Origin of the sequence: Pantoea sp. S18, from assembly GCF_045689705.1 — a bacterium.
GTDB classification, from domain to species: Bacteria; Pseudomonadota; Gammaproteobacteria; order Enterobacterales; family Enterobacteriaceae; genus Pantoea; species Pantoea symbiotica.
In genome coordinates this window covers 3,392,235-3,414,916 of the sequence record NZ_CP142688.1, presented here as the reverse complement: position 1 = coordinate 3,414,916, position 22,682 = coordinate 3,392,235, and the positions used below count along the sequence as shown (strand labels likewise).

General features: G+C 56.5%; 15 protein-coding genes. 13 read left to right on the top strand and 2 right to left on the bottom strand.

Annotated features, from left to right (window positions below):
- Positions 1-84: 84 nt before the first annotated feature.
- Complete coding sequence (gene mutH, locus VIJ98_RS15965) at positions 85-771, bottom strand: DNA mismatch repair endonuclease MutH (RefSeq protein ID WP_154155385.1); 687 nt, start codon at positions 769-771, stop codon at positions 85-87.
- 682 nt (positions 772-1,453) lie between these two features.
- Here mutH and rppH point away from each other — a divergent pair.
- From rppH to recD, 12 genes are all read left to right on the top strand, one after another.
- Positions 1,454-1,981, top strand: a complete 528-nt coding sequence (gene rppH / locus VIJ98_RS15960) for an RNA pyrophosphohydrolase (protein WP_007890933.1) — start codon at positions 1,454-1,456, stop codon at positions 1,979-1,981.
- 12 nt (positions 1,982-1,993) lie between these two features.
- On the top strand, positions 1,994-4,240 hold the full coding sequence (gene ptsP, locus VIJ98_RS15955; RefSeq protein ID WP_008109260.1) for a phosphoenolpyruvate--protein phosphotransferase: 2,247 nt from the start codon (positions 1,994-1,996) through the stop codon (positions 4,238-4,240).
- Between the two features lie 113 nt (positions 4,241-4,353).
- Entirely contained in the window at positions 4,354-5,235 is an 882-nt protein-coding gene (gene lgt, locus VIJ98_RS15950) for a prolipoprotein diacylglyceryl transferase (protein WP_008109262.1), read from the top strand.
- Positions 5,232-6,026, top strand: coding sequence for a thymidylate synthase (thyA, locus tag VIJ98_RS15945; protein WP_008109264.1), 795 nt, complete (start codon positions 5,232-5,234; stop codon positions 6,024-6,026). The genes lgt and thyA overlap by 4 nt, the downstream gene beginning before the upstream one ends.
- 213 nt (positions 6,027-6,239) lie before the next feature.
- Positions 6,240-6,710 (top strand): prepilin-type N-terminal cleavage/methylation domain-containing protein, encoded by a 471-nt coding sequence (locus VIJ98_RS15940; RefSeq protein ID WP_154155387.1) that lies wholly within the window; start codon positions 6,240-6,242, stop codon positions 6,708-6,710.
- Positions 6,701-7,240, top strand: a complete 540-nt coding sequence (locus VIJ98_RS15935) for a prepilin peptidase-dependent protein (protein ID WP_154155389.1) — start codon at positions 6,701-6,703, stop codon at positions 7,238-7,240. The genes VIJ98_RS15940 and VIJ98_RS15935 overlap by 10 nt, the downstream gene beginning before the upstream one ends.
- On the top strand, positions 7,237-7,659 hold the full coding sequence (locus tag VIJ98_RS15930; protein ID WP_323274946.1) for a DUF2509 family protein: 423 nt from the start codon (positions 7,237-7,239) through the stop codon (positions 7,657-7,659). Before VIJ98_RS15935 ends, VIJ98_RS15930 begins: the two co-directional genes overlap by 4 nt.
- The gene (locus VIJ98_RS15925; RefSeq protein WP_154155391.1) at positions 7,592-7,933 is read left to right on the top strand and encodes a prepilin-type N-terminal cleavage/methylation domain-containing protein; all 342 of its coding nucleotides are present in this window, start codon (positions 7,592-7,594) and stop codon (positions 7,931-7,933) included. Before VIJ98_RS15930 ends, VIJ98_RS15925 begins: the two co-directional genes overlap by 68 nt.
- A 69-nt stretch (positions 7,934-8,002) precedes the next feature.
- Complete coding sequence (gene recC / locus VIJ98_RS15920; protein ID WP_323274944.1) at positions 8,003-11,383, top strand: exodeoxyribonuclease V subunit gamma; 3,381 nt, start codon at positions 8,003-8,005, stop codon at positions 11,381-11,383.
- Positions 11,384-11,491: 108 nt separating this feature from the next.
- Positions 11,492-14,389 (top strand): pitrilysin, encoded by a 2,898-nt coding sequence (gene ptrA, locus VIJ98_RS15915; RefSeq protein ID WP_154155395.1) that lies wholly within the window; start codon positions 11,492-11,494, stop codon positions 14,387-14,389.
- Positions 14,386-17,925 carry an exodeoxyribonuclease V subunit beta gene (gene recB / locus VIJ98_RS15910; RefSeq protein WP_323274942.1) on the top strand — a complete coding sequence of 1,180 codons (3,540 nt, stop codon included), beginning with the start codon at positions 14,386-14,388 and terminating at the stop codon, positions 17,923-17,925. Before ptrA ends, recB begins: the two co-directional genes overlap by 4 nt.
- The gene (recD, locus tag VIJ98_RS15905) at positions 17,922-19,760 is read left to right on the top strand and encodes an exodeoxyribonuclease V subunit alpha (protein WP_154155399.1); all 1,839 of its coding nucleotides are present in this window, start codon (positions 17,922-17,924) and stop codon (positions 19,758-19,760) included. Before recB ends, recD begins: the two co-directional genes overlap by 4 nt.
- Positions 19,761-19,860: 100 nt before the next feature.
- On the opposite strand, the gene argA is transcribed toward recD, so the two are convergent.
- Positions 19,861-21,189: an amino-acid N-acetyltransferase gene (gene argA, locus VIJ98_RS15900; protein ID WP_007891884.1), complete on the bottom strand. Its 1,329-nt coding sequence runs from the start codon at positions 21,187-21,189 to the stop codon at positions 19,861-19,863.
- A gap of 233 nt (positions 21,190-21,422) precedes the next feature.
- Between argA and amiC the strand changes: the two genes are divergently transcribed.
- A complete protein-coding gene (gene amiC / locus VIJ98_RS15895; protein ID WP_154155401.1) occupies positions 21,423-22,658 on the top strand; it encodes an N-acetylmuramoyl-L-alanine amidase AmiC in 1,236 nt (411 codons plus the stop codon).
- Positions 22,659-22,682: the final 24 nt, after the last annotated feature.

Below are 22,682 nucleotides of genomic sequence, written 5' to 3'. Positions count from 1 at the left end.
TTCAACAGCAAAAGTGTAGTAATAAATGCTTTCGTCGTTAGGAGTAATCGCATCATTCCTAAAATTATCGGCAGCAATATGCATTTACAGTAAAAAATGTCGCGCTAAAAGCGGACCGGTGAAGCTTTTCTTAAGATAAAAGCCGCGCGGCAGCGTCATGATTGGCTCGCCGTGTTCGCCGATGGCTTCGGTCAACGCTTTGCTGTTGGCGGCTTTAGGGCGGATTTGCAGCCAGGCACCGTGACGTGCGGTGATGCGCTCCACCTGGCCGAGCACAATCATATCCATTAACTCTTCCCAGTCTTCGCGCAGCTGTTGCTCCTCTTCTTCACTCGGATGCCACAGCAGCGGCGAACCGACGCGGCGCTCGGCCAAAGGCAAGGCACGATCGCCTTCGATCGGGATCCACAGCACCCGCGCCAGTTTGTGTCGCACATGGCTGGTTTGCCAGGTCACACCGCTATTGCCAGTTAATGGCGCCACGCACACGAAAGTGGTTTCCAGCGGTTTGCCCTGCGCATCCACCGGAATGGTTTTCAGCTCAATACCGAGATGGGCGAAATCCTGCTCGGCTTTACTGCCGGCGCTGGCGCCCAAATGCAGCTCTAACAGCATGCCAACCCAGCCTTTGTCGCGTTTCAAATCTGCGGGAATCGGCAGGTTAATCTGCGCCGCCAGCGCGGCAAAGGTCTGTCCCGCCAGCTGTTGTGCGCGCTGCAGTAATTCCGCTTCGTTTTCAGGTGGCGACGGTAATAACGGTGAGGAGTGCATGCTAAAACTCACATTGGTTGAAGAGTGAACAGTAAACGCGGGCCGGGTTTGTCCACATGGCAGTTAGTTGAATAACTGTGATAATAGCATGATTCAGCATGCTTTTTTATTCCAATGGAATGAGGACATCCGATGATATGGCCAGGTTATCCCAGCTTGTTATCGACAATGAACAGGTGTTGAACCTAGTTATCCACAGAAAAGTGGGGTAACACCCCTTTGCCTGTACCCCTGTTTCCATTTACAGCCTTGACTTTCGTGTTTTGAACGCTTTTTTTCCTTTCTTTGACCAGGTTTAGGGCATTCTCTGTGGATAAAAACGTCGGTGATGGATCTTTGACCGATCGAAAAAACCGAGCGGAGGATAACCGTTGATCCTGATAGTGATTTAACGGTTAATAAGTTTTATATCAATGAAAAATATCGCATTTGTCGCCGTTATCATGCTGACTGATGAGATTTATCCGAAGTGGTTATTCAACTCATTCCCGTGTTCTGCACAAAGCTATCCACAGAAAACGTGAATAAGATCGCCGATAAAGGGGGTCGTCTGTTTATAACTTGGCTAATCTCTGTGAGTTATCCTGTTTTTATTCCGCCTGCGGCCCGCTATCCAGTGGTTTACCGCCTGTAAGGAGTGTGAAACAATCAGGCTATTCAAATTTAGCTTTGAGGTAGTCCAGTGATCGATGATGATGGCTACCGCCCGAATGTTGGTATCGTAATCTGTAACAGGCAAGGACAAGTGTTGTGGGCCAGGCGCTTTGGACAGCACTCCTGGCAATTTCCTCAGGGAGGCATCAATCCGGGTGAAACTGCTGAACAGGCGATGTATCGCGAACTGTTCGAAGAAGTGGGTTTACACCGCAAAGATGTTCGAATACTTGCTTCAACCCGAAACTGGTTACGCTACAAGTTGCCAAAACGTTTGGTGCGTTGGGACACAAAGCCGGTGTGTATCGGCCAGAAACAAAAGTGGTTTCTTCTGCAGTTGATGTGTAGTGACGCGGAAATCAATGTGCAGCACAGCAGCACGCCCGAGTTTGATGGTTGGCGCTGGGTTAGCTTCTGGTATCCGGTACGTCAGGTGGTCTCTTTCAAGCGCGATGTGTATCGCCGCGTAATGAAAGAATTCGCGGGCGTAGTGATGTCTATGCAGGAGAGTGCGGGGCAGCGTAATAACGCCGCCCAACGACGTAAAAGAGGATAGGCCACGCCCTTTATGCTCACTCAGTTACGCGAAATTGTAGAGAAAGTGGCGAGTGCTCCACGTCTGAATGAAGCACTCGACATTCTGGTAAACGAAATTTGCCTTGCGATGGAAACCGAGGTTTGCTCGGTTTATCTCGCCGATCACGATCGTCGTTGCTACTACCTGATGGCGACACGCGGGCTAAAAAAGCCGCGTGGTCGTACGGTCACGCTGGCGTTTGATGAAGGCATTGTTGGCCTCGTTGGACGCTTAGCCGAGCCGATCAACCTCGCCGACGCGCAAAGTCATCCCAGCTTCAAATACATTCCTTCTGTTAAAGAGGAGCGCTATCGCTCCTTCCTCGGCGTCCCGATCATCAGCCGTCGCCAGCTGCTTGGCGTGCTGGTTATCCAGCAGCGCGAACACCGTCAGTTTGATGAAAGCGAAGAGTCTTTCCTCGTCACGCTCGCCACGCAAATGGCGGGCTTGCTGTCGCAGTCGCAGCTCGGTCAACTGTTCGGCCAATTCCGTCAAACGCGGGTAAAAGCCATTGCCGCGGCGCCTGGCGTGGCAGTTGCGCCCGGTTGGGTGGATGAAACCCAGCCGCTGCTCGACCAGGTTTCCGCTGCCTCCACGCTTGACGTGCAGCGTGAACGCGAGCGTCTGGTGCTGGCGATGGGCGAGGCTGGCAACGAATTTCGCCGCTTCAGTAAACGCTTTGCTGCCAGCGTGCAGAAAGAGAGCGCGGCGATCTTCGATCTCTATTCGCACCTGCTTACCGATGCGCGCCTGAAAAAAGATCTGTTTGATGAGATCGAGCGCGGATCGGTAGCGGAGTGGGCGGTTAAAACGGTGATCGAGAAGTTCGCCGAGCAGTTCGCCAACTTGCAGGATCAATATTTACGCGAGCGCGCCGGCGATCTGCGCGTGCTCGGTCAACGTCTGCTGTTCCACCTCGATGATTCACTGGTCGGCACCAATGCCTGGCCGGAACGCTTCGTGTTAGTCGCTGATGAACTTACCGCCACCACGCTGGCTGAATTGCCGCAGGAGCGTCTGGCGGGCGTGGTGGTGCGCGACGGTGCCGCCAACTCGCATGCGGCGATTTTGACGCGTGCGATGGGCATTCCCACCGTAATGGGCGCGGATATCCTGCCGGCGCAACTCAACAAACGCTTGCTGATTGTTGATGGCTATCGCGGCGAGGTGCTGATCGATCCCGAACCGGTGCTGGTGCAGGAGTATCAGCGCTTAATCAGCGAAGAGAACGCGCTGAGCAAAATGGCCGAAGGCGTGGTCGAGCAGCCCGGCGAGCTGAAAAGCGGTGAGCGCATTCAGGTGATGCTGAATGCCGGTCTAAGCCCGGAACACGAGCAGGCGCTGGATAACTGGGTGGATGGCATCGGTCTGTACCGCACCGAAATTCCGTTCATGCTGCACAATGGCTTCCCGTCCGAAGAGGAGCAGGTGGCGCAATATCAGGGCATGCTGCAGCTGTTCTACGACAAGCCGGTGACGCTGCGTACGCTGGATGTCGGCGCGGATAAACAGCTGCCGTATATGCCAATCAGCGAAGAGAATCCGTGCCTTGGCTGGCGTGGCATTCGCTTAACGCTCGATCAGCCTGAAATCTTCCTGGTGCAGGTGCGCGCGATGCTGCGCGCCAACGTGGCGTCTGGCAACCTGAGCATTCTGCTGCCGATGATCAGCCATATCGACGAGATCGATGATGCGCGTCGTCTGATCGATCGTGCTGGCCGCGAAGTGGAGGAGATGCTCGGCTATGTGATTCCTAAGCCGCGCATTGGCATCATGATTGAAGTGCCGTCGATGCTGTTTATGATCCCGCATCTGGCGGATCGCGTGGATTTTGTCTCCGTCGGCACCAACGATTTGACGCAATATCTGCTGGCGGTCGATCGTAACAACACGCGCGTAGCGAACCTGTATGATTCGTTGCATCCGGCGATGCTGCGGGCGCTGCACACCATCGCCAGCGAAGCCCGCCAGGCCAAACTGGAGCTCTGCTTGTGTGGTGAAATGGCCGGTGATCCCATGTGTGTCGCGCTGTTAGTGGGCATGGGATATCACCATCTCAGCATGAACGGCAAGAACGTACCGCGTGTGAAATATCTGCTGCGTCATCTCGACTTTGAAGAGGCGCAGAAGCTCAGCGAGCATGGACTGGCTGCGCATACCGCCTCGGAAGTGCGCCATCTGGTCTCCACCTTTATGGAGCGCCGTGGTTTAGGCGGTTTGATTCGCGGCGGGCGTTAACGGTTACATCTTCGCGACCTGTGTTAAACGTGGCTGTGCTATTATGCGCGGCCTTTTATTATGTGAACCCTTAGCCAGACCCGTTTCAGGGCAGAAAAAAACAGTGGTGAAAGATGACTGACGGCTACATTTCGTTTCCCCAATTCGATCCGGTAATTTTCTCTATCGGACCGGTTTCGCTTCACTGGTACGGCTTGATGTATCTGGTGGGCTTTGTATTTGCCATGTGGCTGGCGACGCGACGCGCCAACAAACCTGGCAGCGGCTGGAAAAAAGAGGAAGTGGAAAACCTGCTGTATGCGGGCTTCCTCGGCGTATTCCTCGGTGGACGTATCGGCTATGTGTTGTTCTACAACCTGCCGCTGTTCCTGGAAAATCCGCTGTATCTGTTTAAGGTCTGGGATGGCGGCATGTCGTTCCACGGCGGCCTGATTGGTGTGATTGTGGTGATGCTGATCTTCGCACGCCGCACCAAGCGCACTTTCTTCCAGGTAGCGGATTTCATTGCACCGCTGATCCCGTTTGGTTTGGGTGCCGGTCGTCTCGGTAACTTCATCAACGGCGAACTGTGGGGCCGCGTGGCGCCCGATTTCAAATACGCGATGTTGTTCCCGGGTTCACGCAGCGAAGATATCGCGCTGGCGGCCAATAATCCGCAGTACCAGGAGTTGCTGAACACCTACGGCGTGCTCCCGCGTCATGCATCGCAGCTGTATGAGCTGTGCCTCGAAGGCATCGTGCTGTTCATCATTCTCAACCTGTTTATTCGCAAGCCGCGCCCAATGGGCAGCGTCTCGGGCCTGTTCCTGATTGGTTACGGCGCATTCCGCATCATCGTGGAGTTCTTCCGTCAGCCGGATGCACAGCTTGGCCTGTTTGAAGGCGGCGTCAGCATGGGACAGATTCTGTCGATCCCGATGATTCTGGCCGGTGTGATTATGATGATCTGGGCGTATCGTCGTCGCCCGCAGCAACAAACTCGTGAGGTAAAATGAAACAGTATCTGGACCTAATGCAACATGTGCTGAATGAAGGCGCAGAAAAGGCCGACCGTACCGGCACCGGCACGATCTCCATCTTTGGCCACCAGATGCGTTTCAATTTGCAGGACGGTTTTCCGCTGGTCACCACCAAGAAAGTGCACTTGCGCTCCATCATTCATGAGCTGCTGTGGTTCCTGAAAGGTGAGACCAACATCGGTTACCTGAAAGAGAACAAGGTCACCATCTGGGACGAATGGGCAGATGAGAATGGCGATCTTGGTCCGGTGTATGGTAAGCAGTGGCGCAGCTGGGGCAGCGCTTCGGGTGAAGAGATTGATCAAATCAGTAAAGTGATTGAGCAGTTGAAGCGTGACCCGGATTCGCGCCGCATCATTGTCTCGGCGTGGAACGTGGGCGAGCTGGACCAAATGGCGCTGGCACCTTGCCATGCCTTCTTCCAGTTCTACGTGGCGAACGGCAAGCTCTCTTGCCAGCTCTATCAGCGTTCGTGCGATATCTTCCTTGGTCTGCCATTCAATATCGCCAGCTACGCGCTGCTGGTGCATATGGTGGCGCAGCAGTGCGATCTCGAAGTGGGCGATTTTGTCTGGACCGGTGGCGATACCCATCTGTACAGCAACCATTTAGAGCAAGCACGCCTGCAGTTGACGCGCGAACCGCGTCCGTTGCCGAAGCTGGTGATCAAGCGTAAACCAGCCTCTATCTTCGATTATCAGTTCGATGATTTCGAGATTGAAGGCTACGATCCGCATCCAGCGATTAAAGCGCCCGTCGCAATTTAGCAACACTCTCGTAGGGTCGCCATTCATGGCGACCTCTACTCACCCGCACCTCAATCCTCACCGCATCTCACTCCCCAACCGCACCTCAATCCTGAACCCGACTCACAAAACGCTGTATCCCACTGCACACCTCAATCGATTCCCTGCGCAACGTTTCCCAACACTGATTTCCCTCGCTTGTTCAACCTCATGTCGCTGGGCACATTACCCGCCATGAACAGAAACGATAACTACGGCTTCACCTTGCCCGAACTGCTATTAGTGATGGTGATCGCCGGCATACTCAGCGTCGGTGCGCTGCAAGGCTGGCAGCGCTGGCAGCAATATCAACAGCTGCGCGACAGCGTACTGCAACTGCAGGGATTTCTGTTGCGTTTGCGCGCCCATGCTAACTGGCACAATCGCGATCTCACGCTGTGGCTACAAAGCGGTGAAAACGGCTGTCTGGGCGCGGGACCGAAACCTGCAGAAGGCTGTGCATTGCCCTCGCGCTGGTTATTTAAACCGCCGCACGACAGCGTGCGCATTGTCGCCATTACCGGTGACATTGGTTTTTATGGTTGGCGTGATGTCGCACGTCCCGGCAGCATCGATCTCGCCAGTGCGACCGGACGCTGGCGCTTAATCATCTCCGCCAGAGCGCGCATTCGTGCCTGTCAGCCGGGAGAGAAAGGATGCGAATAGCGCAACGCGGATTTAGCCTGCTGGAGATGCTGATTGCCATGGCGATAGGCGCGGTATTGATGGTCAGCGTCGGGCGTTTTTTACCGCTGCTTTTGGAGCAAAATCTGCGCCTGCAACAGCGCGTGCAGTTGCAGCAGGAGCTGCAGCAGATCGCCAATACGCTGCAAAAAGCGTTGCGCCGTGCCGGCTACTGCCACGGCCAGTGTAGCGGTTCGGCGCTGACACTTGCCGCCAACGGCAGCTGCGTTTTACTACGCTGGGATGAGAACAGCAACGGGCGCTGGGAAGGCGTGGGCCACAGCGAAAGTGACTATTACGGCTATCGGCTGCGCAGCGGACAGCTTGAAATGCAGCGTGGCGTGGATGAGTGCAACAGCAGCGGCTGGGAGAAACTCTCCGATCCAGCGTTTCTCACCATCGATGCCTTTAAGCTTGAACGGCAGGGAACGCGTCTGGTGCTGCAACTGGCGGGACACGCCAACAGCCAAAGCGTAGAGCTGGAAAACTGGATCGAAGGAATCAATCTGTGAAGCAGCACGGCAATAGCACGCTGGGCATGGTGCTGATGATGTTGCTGATGGGCGGATTGACGCTACACGCCACGCGGACTCAGCTTTCGCAAAGCATGGTATTAGTGGCTGACGAGCAGCTGCACAGTCAGGATTTCTGGCAGGCGCAGGCGGCGTTAGAGTGGGGCAGCGTGCAAAACTGGCCGCAGGCCACCGGCTGGCAATGCCAGCAATGGACAGCAGAGCAGTGGCAAAGCTGCCTGCTACGGATGGAGGATGACAATGCGTTGTTATCGGGACATGGAGAAGGGCGCGCGCTGTGGCTCTATCGTTGGGTATCAATCCCCAACACGCAACCACAGCGGCAAGCGCATGGCTGGATCGATTACTGTCCGCTGTCGCAGCCGGCGCTGTGCCAGCCAGAAGCAGCAGGGCTTTAGCCTCGCAGAAACGTTGGTTGCGATGCTGTTGCTGGCGATGACCATCAGCACCTTGCTGCAATATCATCGTGCGCTGGCGCTGGGTTTTAGCCAGCAGTGGCAACAGCGTCAGGCGTGGCGTGTTGCCGGTCAGGCGTTGCTTGGACGTGACGTTGAGGGATGGCAGAGTCAGCGCCAACAGCAGAGCCTGGCGGGCGGCTGTACGCTGGAGCGCATTACGGTTACGGGTCCACAACAGCGTTCCGCCTCACTGGCGCAGCTCAATTGCCACTAGCGGTAGGCATCGCAGGTGATAAACGGTAGAGTGGCTCGGCTGCGTTGTTGTCTTGTGTTTAGGAGAAATATGTTCCGGGTCTATCACTCAAATCAGCTTGATCTGTTGAAAAATCTGGCAGGAATTCTGATTGAAAATCAACCGCTGGCCGATCCGCTGGCGGCTGAGCAGGTGCTGGTACAAAGCCCAGGTATGGCGCAGTGGCTGCAAATGGAGCTGGCTAACAGTTTTGGCATTGCCGCCAACATCGATTTCCCGCTGCCTGCCAGCTTCATCTGGAACATGTTCGTTAAGGTGCTGCCCGATATTCCTGAAGAGAGCGCCTTCACCAAAGCCAGCATGAGCTGGAAGCTGATGCATCGCTTGCCAACTTTGCTGGAGCAGGATGCATTCCAGCCGCTGCGTCACTACCTCAATGATGATGACGACAAACGCAAGCTGTATCAGCTCAGCGCCCGTGTTGCTGACCTGTTTGATCAATATCTGGTGTATCGCTCGGACTGGCTCAACAGCTGGGAGCGCGGTGAACTGATTGATGGCTTGGGCGAATCGCAGCAGTGGCAGGCGCCGCTGTGGTGCGATCTGGTCAACTTCACCGAAAGCCTGGGTCAGCCGATGTGGCATCGCGCCAATCTCTATGCGCGTTTCATCCAAAAGCTGGAACAGGCGCAAACGCCGCCGCCGGGTTTGCCACAGCGCGTGTTTATTTGCGGTATTTCCGCGCTGCCGCCGGTCTATCTGCAGGCGCTGGAAGCGCTGGGCCGTCACATTGATATCCATCTGCTGTTCACCAATCCCTGCCGTCACTATTGGGGCGACATTCAGGATTATGCCTTCCTGGCGAAGCTGCAAAGCCGCCAGTGCCGCCGCATACAATCGGATGAGCTGCAGCCGCTGTTCCGCGATCCGGCTAGCGCGTCGGCATTGTTTAACGACATCGGCGAGCAGCAGCTGACCAATCCGCTGCTGGCGTCATGGGGCAAACTGGGGCGAGATAACCTGTTTCTGCTGAGCCAGATGGAATCCTCCGCCAACGACATTGATGCCTTCGTTGAGATGCCACAAGACAATCTGCTGCACAGCTTGCAAGCAGATCTGCTCAATCTGGACGATAGAGCGGTCATTGGCCTCAACGCCGGTGAGCTGGCGAACAGCGCCGAGAAACGCCTGCTTGATCCTGACGATCGCTCGATCACGCTGCAGGTGTGTCATAGCGCTCAGCGTGAAGTTGAAGTGCTGCAGGATCATCTGCTCACGCTGATGGAGGCAAATCCCGAACTCAAGCCGCGCGACATCATCGTGATGGTGGCAGATATCGACAGCTATGCCCCTTTTATTCAGGCTGCTTTTGCCAGCGCACCGAGCGAACGCTATTTGCCGTTCGCCATCTCCGACCGCCGCGCCAGTCAGGCGCACCCGGCGATTCTGGCGCTGCTCAGCTTGCTGTCGCTGCCTGAAAGTCGCTTTGCCTCCGAAGATGTGCTGGCGCTGCTTGAGGTTCCCGCATTAGCGCAGCGCTTCTCGGTGGATGAAAGCGGGCTACGACTGCTGCGCCGTTGGGTGATGGAATCCGGCATTCGCTGGGGATTGGATGATGCCAGCGTGGAAGCGCTGGCGCTGCCGGTAACCGGACAACACACCTGGCGCTTCGGCTTGCAGCGCATGCTGCTCGGTTATGCGCTGGAGAGCCGCAACGGTGACTGGCAAGGGATTCTGCCGTATGACGAATCCAGCGGTTTGATCGCTGAGCTGGCGGGTCATCTGGCCGAATTGCTATCGCGACTGGAAGAGTGGCGTGCGCGTCTGGCAGAAGAACGTACGCTGGCAGAGTGGCAGCCGCTGTGTCGTGAGCTGATTGAGTGCTTCTTTAACGGAGACGCCGAAAGTGAAGCCGCGCTGCTGCTGGTGGAGACCCAGTGGAAACAGATTATCGAACAAGGCATGCAGGCGGCGTATCAACAGCCGATTCCGGTTACGTTGCTGCGCGATGAGCTGCGTTCACGCCTCGATCAGCAGCGCATTAGCCAGCGTTTTCTTGCTGGTCCCATCAACTTCTGTACGCTGATGCCAATGCGTTCGATCCCCTTCAAAGTGGTGTGTTTGCTGGGCATGAACGATGGCGTCTATCCGCGCACCTTAGCGCCGCTTGGCTTCGATTTAATGCAGCAACAGATGCGCAAAGGCGACCGTAGCCGCCGCGATGATGACCGCTATCTGTTCCTCGAAGCGTTGATCTCGGCGCAGCAGCAGCTCTATATCAGCTACATTGGCCGGGCGATTCAGGACAACACGGAGCGCTATCCATCGGTATTAGTGAGCGAGCTGGTAGATTATCTGGGACAAAGCTTCCGTCTGCCGGGTGATGAAGCACTTGAACCTGATATCAGCGAGCAACGCGTGCGCGAACATCTGCAAAAGCTGCATAGCCGCATGCCGTTTGCCGCAGAGAATTTTCAGCCGGGCACGCACGGGCAAAGCTTTGCTGCTGAGTGGCTGCCAGCTGCCAGCGGCAGCGGCGTGGCACAACCTGATTTTGTGCAGCCCTTGCTGCCTGCACCGTTAGAAACCTTGTCGCTGGAGCAACTGCTGCGTTTCTGGCGTCATCCGGTGCGCGTCTGGTTCCAGCAGCGCTTGGGTGTGGCTTTCTGGATGGAAGAGAGTGAGCTGCCCGACAGCGAACCGTTCGCGCCTGACAGCCTCGAACGCTACCAAATCAACGCCCAACTGCTGAATACGCTGGTCAACGGTGACGATCCGGCGCAGCTGTATGCACGTCACCGCGCTGCAGGCAATCTGCCTTATGGCGCGTTCGGAGAACTTTTCTGGCAGAGCCAGACCGAAGAGATGCAGGAAGTGGCCGCCGAGGTGAGTGGTCAACGCCAGCCTGCCGAAAGCTGGGAAATCAATCTAACGCTTGGCGAAGTGCAATTGACCGGTTGGCTGACGCAGGTGCAAGCTGATGGCCTGCTGCGCTGGCGTCCGGGCGTGCTCAACATGAATGATGGCCTGCTGTTATGGCTGGAACACCTGGTGTATTGCGCATTGGGCGGCAGCGGTGAAAGCCGCATGTACGGCCGTAAACAGAGTCACTGGCGCTTCGCGGCGCTGGCTGCTGAACAGGCGCTGTCGCTGCTGAATGAGTATGTTGTGGGTTATCAGGCCGGATTAGTCCAGCCGCTGATGCTGCTGAATAAATCCGGCGGCGCCTGGCTGGAAGCCAGCTTTGATAGCAAGTCACAGCAGTTGCTGGAAGATGAAGCAACGCAAAAAAAGGCACTTAACAAATTGCTGCAAGCCTGGCAGGGTGGTTTCCAGGTGGAAGGCGAGGGCAGCGATCCCTATCTGCAACGCCTGAGTCGCTCATTGGATGATGATGCCGTGCAGGCGATAACTGCCGCCGCACGCCAATGGTATTTGCCGGTGCGCCTGGCGCATCAAAATGATGAATAGCAAGGGAATACGGCCTCGTTTGAGGCTGTTCCTGACACGATAAGAAAGTTTGTCTATTTCACCGCTGGGCACACAGCCAGCGGAAAAAGGGTAACGTAAGGGGTTTAAATGCGGATTTACGCACGCTGGATTGGAGCGCTGCTGCTGAGCACGTTAGCGCTGAATGCCTTTGCCGATACCGATCGCGGCTGGCAACCCATCAATGACACCATTCGTAAAAGCGATCACGATCCACGCAGTTACCAGGCGATTACGTTAAACAACGGCATGACCGTGCTGCTGGTCTCGGATGCCGAAGCGCCTAAATCATTGGCGGCGCTGACCTTGCCGATCGGTTCGCTGGACGATCCTAATCAGCAACTGGGTCTGGCGCACTATCTCGAACACATGGTGTTAATGGGATCAAAGCGTTATCCAGAGCCTGATAACCTCGCCGAATTCCTGAAAAAAAATGGCGGCAGCCACAATGCCAGCACCGCGTCGTATCGCACGGCGTTCTATCTGGAAGTGGAAAACAGTGCGCTGCAGCCAGCGGTAGACCGACTGGCCGATGCGATTGCTGAACCGCTGCTCGATCCGGTTAATGCCGATCGTGAACGCCATGCGGTCAACGCAGAACTCACCATGGCTCGCTCACGCGATGGCTTGCGCATGGCGCAGGTTGGCGCAGAAACCCTTAACCCTGCGCATCCGGGTTCGCGCTATTCCGGCGGCAATCTCGATACGTTGAGCGACAAGCCGGACAGCAAATTACATCAGGCGCTGACCGACTTTTATCACAGTCACTACTCCGCCAATCTGATGAAGGCGGTGATCTACAGTAACAAGCCGCTGCCCGAGATGGCCGACATTGCGGCACAAACCTTTGGTCGGGTGGCTAATCATCAGACCACCGTGCCAGAGATTGACGTGCCGGTGGTGACCGACGCGCAGAAGGGCATCATTATCCATTACGTGCCTGCCCAGCCGCGCAAGCAGTTAAAAATTGAGTTCCGCATCCCGAACAACAGCGGCCAGTTCCGCAGCAAAACCGATACGCTGATCAGCTACATTCTGGGCAATCGCAGCAAAAACACCCTGAACGACTGGCTGCAAAAGCAGGGGCTGGCGGATGGTGTCAGCGCAGGTGCTGACCCAATGACCGAGCGAAATAGCGGCGTCTTTGCTATCAGCGTCTCGTTAACCGACAAAGGTCTGGCGCAGCGCGATGAAGTGGTCGCGGCGGTGTTTAGCTACCTCGATATGCTGCGCAGCAAAGGCATCAGCAAAGAGTACTTTGATGAAGTCTCCCACGTGCTGGCGCTGGATTTCCGTTATCCATCAATTACCCGCGATATGGATTACATCGAATGGCTGGTGGATACCATGCTGCGGGTGCCGGTTGAACATACGCTGGATGCGCCTTATCTGGCCGATCAGTTCGATCCCGCCGCAATAAAAACGCGTCTTGATGAAATGACGCCGCAGAACGCGCGTATCTGGTATATCAGCCCGCAGGAGCCGCATAACAAAGAGGCCTACTTTGTGAATGCGCCCTATCAGGTGGACAAAATCAGCGACGCCCAGTTCAGCGACTGGCAGCAACGCGCCGCACAGCTCCAGCTGTCGATGCCCACGCTGAATCCCTACATTCCGTCGGATTTCTCCATCATTCCCTCCGATGGCAAAACCTACGATCATCCGGTAGCACTGACCAATGGCGACAGCATGCGTATTTACTGGATGCCAAGTCAGCTGTTTGCCAGTGAACCGAAAGCCGCTATTACCCTGGCGCTGCGCAACAAATCGGCGATTAGCGATGCGCGCCAGCAGGTGCTGTTTGGCTTGAATGACTATCTCTCCAGCCTGGCGCTGGATGAATTGAATTCGCAGGCCTCGGTTGGCGGCATCAGTTTCTCCACCGGGGAAGATGATGGCATCGTGTTTAGCGCCAGCGGTTTTACCCAACGTCTGCCGGAATTACTGAAGAAGCTGGTGGAAGGTTACGCCACCTTTACGCCGGATCAGCAGCAGCTGGAGCAGGCCAAATCCTGGTATCTGGATCGACTGGAGGCGGCAGAGAAGGGCAAAGCGTTTGAGCAGGCGATTCAGCCGATGCAGATGTTGTCGCAGCTGCCTTATACCCAGCGTGAAACGCGCCGCAATCTGGTGAAGGACATCACGCTGAAAGAGGTCACCGATTACCGCGATGCGCTGATTCATCATGCAACGCCAGAGATGATGGTGGTGGGCAATCTCTCTGCCGATCGCGTGAAAAAGCTCGGCGATGAGCTGCAGCAGCAGTTGCAGAGCGATGGTCACGGCTACTGGCACAGTGATTATGTGACGGTGGATAAAGCGATGAAGGCCAACCTGCAAAAAGCCGGCAGCAGCACCGATTCGGCGCTGGCCGCGCTGTATGTACCGTTGGGTTACAGCGAATATCAAAGCATGGCCAACAGCACTATGCTGAGCCAGATCGTTCAACCCTGGTTCTACAACCAATTGCGCACCGAAGAGCAGCTCGGCTATGCGGTGTTTGCGTATCAGATGCCGATTGGACGCCAATGGGGCATCGGTTTCCTGCTGCAAAGTAACAGCAAGCAGCCGGCGTTTTTACTGCAACGCTTCCAGGCGTTTTATCCGCAGGCTGAACAGCGTCTGCGCAGCATGAAAGCGGAAGATTTTGCCCAGTATCAGCAGGCGCTAATCAACGATATGAAGCAGCGCCCGCAAACGCTGGATGAAGAGGCGAACCGCTTTAACCGTGACTTTAAACGTCAGAACTTTGCTTTCGATACGCGTGAAAAAGCGATTGAGCAAATTCAGCAACTGACGCCAGCCGGTCTGGCCGACTTCTTCCATCAGGCGGTCTTAGCACAAACAGGCATGGCGATGATTTCGCAGATTGGCGGCAGCCATGATGGCGCGACCAAAGATGACTACGCACAGCTGCCGGCCTGGACCACATGGGATGAGGTCCAGAAGCTGCAGCAATCGTTGCCCGTGAAGAGTGACGCGCAATGAGTCTGCTACCTGAATCGCTCAATCCTCTGACGCTGCCGCTGCGCGGTGAGCGTCTGATTGAGGCCTCAGCCGGAACCGGTAAAACCTTTACCATCGGGCTGCTCTATCTGCGGCTGTTACTGGGATTGGGTGGACAACATGCTTATTCGCGTCCGCTGTCGGTAGAAGAGATTCTGGTGGTGACCTTTACCGAGGCCGCGACAGCTGAACTGCGCGGGCGTATTCGCGCCAACATCCACGAGCTGCGGCTCGCCTGCCTGCGCGGCGTCAGCAGCAACCCGATGCTGATGCAGCTACTGGAGGAGATCCCGCAACCCGCCGATGCCGCTTCGCTGCTGCTGGCCGCTGAACGCCAGATGGACGAAGCCGCCATTTTCACCATCCACGGCTTCTGCCAGCGCATGCTGAATCTCAACGCCTTTGAGTCCGGCATGCTGTTTGAACAACAGCTGATTGAGGATGAACAGCTGCTGCTGCGCCAGGCGACCGCCGATTTCTGGCGTCGTCACTGCTATCCGCTGACGCTGGATGTCGCGCGGGTGATTGTCAGCGAATGGAGCGGCCCAGAGCAGTTGCTTTCCACTTTGCGTCCGTGGTTGCAGGGCGAATCGCCCAGCCTGCGTCTGCCGCCTGCCGACAGTGAAACTCTGTCTTCGCGCCACAGCGAAAACCTGGCGCGTATCGCCGCCATGAAAGCGCAATGGCTGGCGGTGGGTGAAGAGGTGCTGACGCTGGTGGGGCAATCCGATGTGGATAAGCGCAGCTACAGCAGCAAAAATTTGCCGGTCTGGGTCAACAAAGTCAGCTTCTGGGCGCAGAGTGAAACGCGTGATTATCAGGTGCCTGCCGAACTGGCGCGCTTCGGTCAACGCATGCTTGAAGAGAAGACCAAAAAGGGCAATCCGCCGCATCACAATGTGTTTGACGCCATCGACACTTTCCTTGCCCAACCGCTGTCGCTGCGCGACCTGGTGATTGCGCGCGCGCTGGTAGAGGTTCGCGCTGCGGTGCGCAAAGAGAAACGTCAGCAGGCACTGTTGGGTTTTGATGACCTGCTGAGCCGCCTCGACGAAGCACTGCAACAGCCGAGTGGTGAGCAGCTGGCTCAGGCGATTCGCCAGCGTTTCCCGGTGGCGCTGATTGATGAGTTTCAGGATACCGATCCGCTGCAATACCGCATCTTCCGTACGCTTTACATCAATCAGCCAGCGCATGCGCTGCTGCTGATTGGCGATCCCAAACAGGCAATTTACGCATTTCGTGGCGCGGATATTTTTACCTATATCCGCGCGCGCAGCGAAGTCAGCGCGCATTACACGCTGGACACCAACTGGCGCTCGTCGCCAGCGATGGTCAACAGCGTTAATCAACTGTTTGCACGCCTCGACGCGCCCTTCCTGTTTGCTGAGATCCCGTTCCAGCCGGTGCAGTTCGCACCACCGAACCAGCAATTGTCTCTTAGCATCGCTCAGGTTGAGCAAGCGGCGTTACGCTTCTGGCTGCAGCCGGGCGAAGGCTGCAGCGTTGGCGATTATCAACAACGTATGGCGCAGCAGTGTGCGGCCGATATAAGTCGCTGGTTGCAGGCCGGGCAGCAGCAGCGCGCGATGTTGGGCAAAGCTCCCAATTTGCGGCCGGTACAAGCCTCTGACATCACCGTGCTGGTGCGCAGCCGTAACGAAGCCAACCTGATTCGAGAAGCGCTGAATTTGCTGGGGATTCCGTCGGTTTACCTGTCGAATCGCGAAAGCGTTTATACCACGCCGGAAGCGCGCGAGCTGTTATGGCTGTTGCAGGCAGTACTGGCGCCGGAGCAGGAGCGTATGCTGCGCACCGCGCTGGCAACTTCACTCTTTGCTTTTGATGCCTCGCAGCTGGACGCGTTGGATCAGGATGCGCGCGGTTGGGATGAACTGGTGGATACCTTTGCCCGCTGGCAGCTGGTGTGGCAGCAGCGTGGCGTCTTGCCGATGCTGCGCGAGATGATGCTGGAGCGCCAGCTGGCGGAAAATCTACTGGCCTCGGAGAACGGCGAGCGTCGGCTGACGGATTTACTGCATCTGGGCGAACTGCTGCAGGAAGCGGCTGCGCAGCTGGATAGCCCACATGCGCTGGTGCGTCATCTGGCACAGCAGATCGCGCGTCCGGACAGCCAGTCTGCCAGCCAGCAGCTGCGTCTCGAGAGCGATCGCCATCTGGTGCAGATCGTCACCATCCACAAATCTAAAGGCCTGCAATATCCGTTAGTGTGGCTGCCGTTTGCCGCCGGTTTCCGCGAGGCCGATACCGCGCTCTATCACGATCGTGAGAACTTTGACGCGGTGCTGGATCTGCAAGCCGACGAGGAGAGCCTGGCGCTGGCCGAACAGGAGCGTCTGGCAGAGGATTTACGCCTGCTCTACGTGGCGTTGACCCGTTCGATCTATCACTGCAGCGTCGGCGTGGCACCGCTGTTTCGCGGCACGCGCAAGAAAGAGGGCGAGAGCGATTTGCATAAAAGCGCGCTCGGTTTTCTGTTGCAGCGCGGCGAAGCGGCGACGGCCGAACAGCTCGGTGCGTTACTGCATGACATGGACGCGGCGGGCACCGATGTGGTGCTGGCAGAAGATATGCAAGCCGAGCGCTGGCAGGTTGAGGCTGTGGTCGATAGCGAGTTAGGTGCACGATCCGTAACGCGCGTGCTGGCCGATCCGTGGCGCGTCACCAGTTATTCTGGTTTGCAGCAGCACAGTGCTCATCGTCTGCTTGAGGTGATGCCGAATTTTGATGTGGAAGCGGCAGGCGAAGAGGAGCGTGAAGAGGAAGGCGAAGCGGCGCTAACGCCACATCACTTCCCACGCGGTGCTGCGCCGGGAACGTTTTTGCATGAGCTGTTCGAATCGCTGGATTTCCCGCAGCCGCCTTCCGAAGAGATGCTGGCGCAACATCTGCAGCAAAACGGCTATCCGCTGCACTGGCAGCCGATGCTCAGCGCGTGGATTACGCGCGTATTGAGCACGCCGCTCAACGCACAGGGCATTCATCTGGCGCAGGTGCAGAGCAGCGATCGTTTGGTGGAGATGGCGTTCTATCTGCCAATCGACAACGTGCTGACCGCGCGTGAACTGAGCGCGTTAATTTCTCAGGATGCGTTATCGGCGCAGGCCCCACCGCTCGATTTCCGTCAGGTGCAGGGCATGCTGAAAGGCTTTATCGATCTGGTGTTCCGCTGGCAGGGCAAATATTACCTGCTGGATTACAAATCCAACTGGCTCGGCGACAGCCATGAAGCTTACACGCCGCAGGCAATGGAGCAGGCGATGATCGACCACCGCTACGATTTGCAGTACCAACTCTACACGCTGGCGCTGCACCGCTATTTACAACATCGCGTGCCGGATTACGATTATGAGCAGCATTTCGGCGGCGTGTTTTATCTGTTCCTGCGTGGCATGGACGGCAGTTCGCCAGACAACGGCGTGTTCCACACCCGCCCGACTTTCGACTTCATTTCACAACTGGATAGCCTGTTTCGCGGGCCGGGAGCGACAGCATGAGCGGTATGACCGCGCTTTTAGCACAGGCGGCTGAGCTGCGTTTGCTGCGTTCGCTGGATGTCCAGTTCGCTCAACTGCTGGCCGATGACGAGCAACCGGCGCGTTTGCTGCTGGCAGCGTGCCTGAGCGCGGAAGCGGGAGATGGGCATGTTTGTCTGCCGTTATCACAGCTAAGCCGCGACAACCTGTTTAAAGGGCGTCATGCGGAGCTGGCGCAGGCCATCTGGCAAGCGGCGGGAGAACCGCAGGATTGGCCTGCCATTTTAGGCGGCTGGTCGGCGCTGAGTAGCAGCGAGCAAGCGGCGCCCATCGTGCTGAGCGAAGATCGTCTCTATCTGCATCGCCTTTGGCACAACGAAGGGCAGGTGGCACGCTTCTTTCTGTCACCGTCGACAGCACAACCTTTTGCGGCTGAAGAGGTGCGGCAAGTGCTGGATCAGCTGTTTGGCACCGAGCCGGATAACTGGCAGAAGATTGCGGCGGCGGTGGCGCTAACGCAGAAAACTGCAGTGATTTCGGGCGGTCCCGGCACCGGTAAAACCACCACGGTAGCAAAACTGCTGGCGGCGCTGATCCGTCTCAGTGAAGGCGCGTTACGTATTCAGTTGGCTGCACCAACCGGCAAAGCGGCAGCGCGTCTTACCGAATCGCTGGGCAAAGCGCTGCAAAAGCTGCCGGTGAGTGAGGCGGAGCGGCAGCGCTTTCCTGCCGACGCCACCACGCTGCACCGCTTGTTGGGCGCGCAGCCGGAAACGCAGCGCCTGCGCTATCACGCCGGGAATCCGCTGCATCTGGATGTGCTGGTGGTGGATGAAGCCTCAATGGTCGATCTTGGCATGATGGCGAATCTGATTGCCGCATTGCCAGCGCAGGCGCGCGTGGTGTTCCTCGGCGATCGCGATCAGCTGGCATCGGTGGAAGCGGGCGCGGTGCTCGGTGATATCTGTCGCTGTGCCGAAGCCGGATACAGCCCGATGCGTGCTGCGCAGCTGAGTGAACTCACCGGCAGCGAGGTCGTCGGCATTGATGACATCAGCGCGCCCGCCGTGCGCGATGCGATTTGCCTGCTGCGCAAAAGTTACCGCTTTGACGCCAACTCCGGCATTGGCCAACTGGCCGCAGCGGTTAATGCCGGTGATGCAAAGGCGGTTGAAGCGGCATTCCAGGCAGGGTTCAGCGATATCACCCGTCAACCTTTGCAGGATGCGGATGCGTATCAGGCGATGCTGACGGAGATTGCCGCCGGTTATCAGCCTTTCCTGAAACTCATTAGCCAACGCGCTGATCCTGCCGAGATTATCGCAGCGTTTGGCCGTTATCAGCTGCTGTGTGCGCTGCGTGAAGGGCCGTTTGGCGTGCAGGGATTGAACCAGCGTGTTGAGCAGAAGCTGATGCAGCTGCAGCTGATTCGTCGTCCAACCGGCGGCAGTCGCTGGTATCAGGGGCGTCCGGTAATGGTGACGCGTAACGACAGTGCGTTGGGTCTGTTTAACGGCGATATTGGCATCACACTGTTTGACGAAGAAGGTCTGCTGAAAGTGTTCTTCCCGTTGCCGGATGGCAGCATTAAAGCGGTGCAGCCGAGCCGATTGCCGACCCACGATACCGCATGGGCGATGACGGTGCATAAATCGCAGGGTTCGGAGTTTGATCACACGGCGCTGGTGATGCCGGCACAGTTTCTGCCGGTGTTAACGCGCGAACTGATTTATACCGCGATTACCCGCGCACGTAAGCAGCTGACGTTGTATAGCGATGACAGCGTGTTCCGTCGCGCTGTGCAGTTGCGTACCCAGCGACGCAGTGGATTGCTGGAGCGGTTGAGCGGGGAGTAAATGTGGTGCGGTGATGGACCTGGTCGGCATGAATGCCGACCCTACGGGGAAGGGGTTTTGTAGGGGCGCCATTTATGGCGACCAATCACACAAACCGCACTTAACCCAAATCCGCCATCAACACTTTTGAACGGCGCTGATAGTTATACATCTGCTTCTTGCTCTCAGGCAGCGACTCAATATCCACCGGCGTAAAGCCACGCTCCTGGAACCAGTGAATGCTGCGCGTGGTTAACACAAACAGCTTCTTCAGCCCCATCTGACGCGCCTGCAATGCCACGCGATCCAGCAACAGTTCACCCCGCGACGAGCTGCGATAATCCGGATGCACCGCCACACAAGCCATCTCGCCAATCTGCTCATCCGGGAACGGATAGAGCGCGGCACAGGCGATGGTTAAATTATCTCGCTGAATAATGGTGAATTTATCAATCTCCATCTCCAGCTGTTCGCGGGAACGACGCACCAAAATACCTTGCTGCTCCAGCGGGCGAATCAGCTCAAGAATGCCGCCGATATCGTTGATGTTGGCGCGACGAATCTGCTCGGCTGACTCCATCACAATCTGGGTACCGATACCGTCGCGCGAGAACAGTTCTTGCAGCAACGCACCATCTTCCTGATAGCTGATCAGATGGCTGCGACGCACGCCGCTGCGGCAGGCTTTTACCGCGCCACGCAAGAAACGCACGGTGCCAGAAAGGAAATCGCCATCGCTTTCCATCTCGTCAATGCGCGCCTGGGCTTCGTTCGGGAACAGTTCAGAAATAATCGCGCCTTCGCGATTGGTCACGCCCTGCTCGGAGCAGAAACCAATCATCTTCTCGGCTTTCAACTTGATCGCCAGCTGCGTCGCCACTTCTTCAGACGTCAGGTTGAAACTCTCGCCAGTAACAGAAACCGCCACCGGACCGAGCAACACAATCGCGTCGTTGTCCAGCTGACGATGAATCGCTTCCTCATCAATACGACGAATACGGCCGCTGTGGCAGTAATCAACGCCATCGTCCACGCCCAGCGGCTGGGCGATGATGAAATTGCCGCTCACCACATTAATATGCGCACCTTGCAGCGGCGTGTTGTTGAGGCTCATCGACAGACGCGCGGTGATATCCAGCTGTAAACGACCTGCGGCTTGCTTCACCAACTCAAGTGACTGCGCATCGGTCACGCGCGTGTGTTTGTGGTAAATCGGTTCCAGCTGTTGCTGGGCCATGCTGGCGTCAATTTGCGGACGCGCACCGTAAACCACCACTAAGCGAATGCCGAGGCTATGCAGCAGACCGATGTCATTAACGATGCTTGAGAAGTTCTCATGCTCGATGGCCTCGCCACCCAACATGATGACAAAGGTCTTGTCACGATGGGTATTTATATAGGGAACGGTATGGCGAAAACCCTGAACCAGTTCTGTACTGCGTTCCTTCACGGCAAAGCCCTCTGTGCATGTTTATTCGTAATTTTCGTATTTTTATGCTCTTTTGCCGCTTATTGCAAGCGCCGGGCCTGACGTTACTTTACGATTTTCCTGATGCAACACGCGCTAACAGCCTGCATTATCTGGTTTTTCCGGCAAGACAAGACAATTCTCATCGAACAAAGTTTTCACTTTCTTGCCATCAAGTGACGATTTTTTAGACATAACACAGCAGTTGGAGCGGCATGTCCGAAGCTTTCACACGACGACGATTATTACAGGGCGCAGGCGCACTATTAATGCTGAGCGTCACACGCACCGGGCTGGCTGCCAGCCAGCATATTGTGGCGGTGCGCATCTGGCCATCATCGACTTACTCCCGCGTTACACTGGAATCCAACGTTCCCCTCAAGTACAAACAGTTCACGCTGAGTAATCCCGATCGTCTGGTTATTGATATTGAAAATATGCACATCAATCCGGTCCTGAAAGGAGTCGATAAACTGGTGCGTGTGGACGATCCCTTCATCAAAACTGCACGCGTCGGCCAGTTTGATGCCAACACGGTGCGACTGGTGCTGGAACTGAAGCGCAGCACGGCACCTAAGACTTTCACCCTGGCGCCAGTGGCGGGCATCAAGCACCGCTTAGTGGTCGATCTCTATCCTAATCAGCAATCACGGGAAGAGGATCCCCTACTGGCATTACTGCAGGATTACAATCAGGGCGATCTGGAGCGCGATCAGCCGGTGCAGGCGGCGCTGCCGGGGAAAGCGGGGCGCGATCGCCCGATTATCATCATGATCGATCCCGGACATGGCGGTGAAGATCCTGGCGCGCATGGCAAATACAAAACGCGTGAGAAAGATATCGTGTTGAAGATTGGTCGCTATCTGAAGGCGCTGATCGATAAAGAGCGCAACATGAAAGCCTATATGACGCGGAATGAGGATGTGTTCATCCCGCTGCGTGTACGCGTAGCAAAAGCGCGTAAGCAGCGCGCGGATCTGTTTATCTCGATCCACGCCGATGCCTTCACCAGCCGAGCCGCACGCGGTTCATCGGTGTTTGCGCTTTCAACCAGCGGCGCAACCTCTGCGGCGGCACGCTTCCTCGCGCAAACGCAGAATGAGGCCGATTTGATTGGCGGCGTCAGCATGAGCGGCGATCGCTATCTCGACCACACCATGTTCGACATGGTGCAGCGGCAAACCATTAGCGACAGCCTGAAGTTTGGCAAAGAGGTGCTGTCGCGCATGGGGCATATCAATCACCTGCACAAGCGCACGGTCGATCAAGCGGGATTTGCCGTACTGAAAGCGCCGGATATTCCCTCGATTCTGGTGGAAACCGCGTTTATCAGTAATGTGGAAGAGGAGCGCAAGTTGCGCACATCGCGCTATCAGCATCAGGTGGCTGAGGCGATTCTGCATGGTATTAAGGCCTATTTTGATAAAGGTGCGGCGCTGGCGCATAGATAATGAAAAAACGGATGGCATATGCCA

Bases quoted from the DNA above. Each gene is read 5' to 3' on its own strand.
- ptrA (WP_154155395.1), top strand. From the start codon at position 11,492: ATGCGGATTTACGCACGCTGGATTGGAGCGCTGCTGCTGAGCACGTTA.
- mutH (WP_154155385.1), bottom strand. From the start codon at position 771: ATGCACTCCTCACCGTTATTACCGTCGCCACCTGAAAACGAAGCGGAA.
- lgt (WP_008109262.1), top strand. From the start codon at position 4,354: ATGACTGACGGCTACATTTCGTTTCCCCAATTCGATCCGGTAATTTTC.
- VIJ98_RS15925 (WP_154155391.1), top strand. From the start codon at position 7,592: ATGGCTGGATCGATTACTGTCCGCTGTCGCAGCCGGCGCTGTGCCAGC.
- recB (WP_323274942.1), top strand. From the start codon at position 14,386: ATGAGTCTGCTACCTGAATCGCTCAATCCTCTGACGCTGCCGCTGCGC.
- VIJ98_RS15935 (WP_154155389.1), top strand. From the start codon at position 6,701: ATGCGAATAGCGCAACGCGGATTTAGCCTGCTGGAGATGCTGATTGCC.
- recD (WP_154155399.1), top strand. From the start codon at position 17,922: ATGAGCGGTATGACCGCGCTTTTAGCACAGGCGGCTGAGCTGCGTTTG.
- thyA (WP_008109264.1), top strand. From the start codon at position 5,232: ATGAAACAGTATCTGGACCTAATGCAACATGTGCTGAATGAAGGCGCA.
- amiC (WP_154155401.1), top strand. From the start codon at position 21,423: ATGTCCGAAGCTTTCACACGACGACGATTATTACAGGGCGCAGGCGCA.
- ptsP (WP_008109260.1), top strand. From the start codon at position 1,994: ATGCTCACTCAGTTACGCGAAATTGTAGAGAAAGTGGCGAGTGCTCCA.
- recC (WP_323274944.1), top strand. From the start codon at position 8,003: ATGTTCCGGGTCTATCACTCAAATCAGCTTGATCTGTTGAAAAATCTG.
- VIJ98_RS15940 (WP_154155387.1), top strand. From the start codon at position 6,240: ATGAACAGAAACGATAACTACGGCTTCACCTTGCCCGAACTGCTATTA.